The organism is Acinetobacter sp. 1566109, assembly GCF_000582255.1.
Classification (GTDB): Bacteria; Pseudomonadota; Gammaproteobacteria; order Pseudomonadales; family Moraxellaceae; genus Acinetobacter; species Acinetobacter nosocomialis.
This window is the reverse complement of record NZ_JEYB01000221.1, coordinates 1-634: the sequence shown is the minus strand read 5'-3', so window position 1 is coordinate 634 and position 634 is coordinate 1. Positions and strand designations below refer to the sequence as shown.

Annotated in this window: 5 tRNA genes; all 5 read left to right on the top strand. The window is 55.5% G+C overall.

The window, feature by feature from the left end:
• Positions 1-93: 93 nt before the first annotated feature.
• The 5 genes from J582_RS25535 to J582_RS25515 all read left to right on the top strand — a co-directional run bounded on the left by J582_RS25535 (position 94) and on the right by J582_RS25515 (position 631).
• A tRNA-Asp gene (locus J582_RS25535) sits at positions 94-170 on the top strand.
• Between the two features lie 47 nt (positions 171-217).
• Positions 218-294, top strand: a tRNA-Asp gene (locus J582_RS25530).
• 47 nt (positions 295-341) lie between these two features.
• Positions 342-418: transfer RNA gene (locus J582_RS25525), tRNA-Asp, on the top strand.
• Positions 419-439: 21 nt separating this feature from the next.
• Positions 440-515 (top strand) — tRNA-Val (locus J582_RS25520).
• Between the two features lie 39 nt (positions 516-554).
• Positions 555-631, top strand: a tRNA-Asp gene (locus J582_RS25515).
• The last annotated feature ends 3 nt before the right edge of the window (positions 632-634 follow it).

Sequence of the window (634 nt, the reverse complement as noted above, 5' to 3'; positions counted from 1 at the left end):
TAGCTCAGTTGGTAGAGCGTCTGCCTTACAAGCAGAATGTCGGCGGTTCGATCCCGTCAGCGCCCACCAAGCCTTTACGTTAAGCTCTCAAGTGCAGCGGTAGTTCAGTTGGTTAGAATACCGGCCTGTCACGCCGGGGGTCGCGGGTTCGAGCCCCGTCCGCTGCGCCACTTAAGACTTAACATCGTTTACACCACAATTGCGATATTGTGAAAGTGCAGCGGTAGTTCAGTTGGTTAGAATACCGGCCTGTCACGCCGGGGGTCGCGGGTTCGAGCCCCGTCCGCTGCGCCACTTAAGACTTAACATCGTTTACCCCACAATTGCGATATTGTGAAAGTGCAGCGGTAGTTCAGTTGGTTAGAATACCGGCCTGTCACGCCGGGGGTCGCGGGTTCGAGCCCCGTCCGCTGCGCCACTTTTATAAAACGCTTTTGCAGGGCGCTTAGCTCAGTTGGTAGAGCGTCTGCCTTACAAGCAGAATGTCGGCGGTTCGATCCCGTCAGCGCCCACCATAATTTGTGACCATACTTTATTTTTAAAGTATTGCAAGTGCAGCGGTAGTTCAGTTGGTTATAATACCGGCCTGTCACGCCGGGGGTCGCGGGTTCGAGCCCCGTCCGCTGCGCCACTT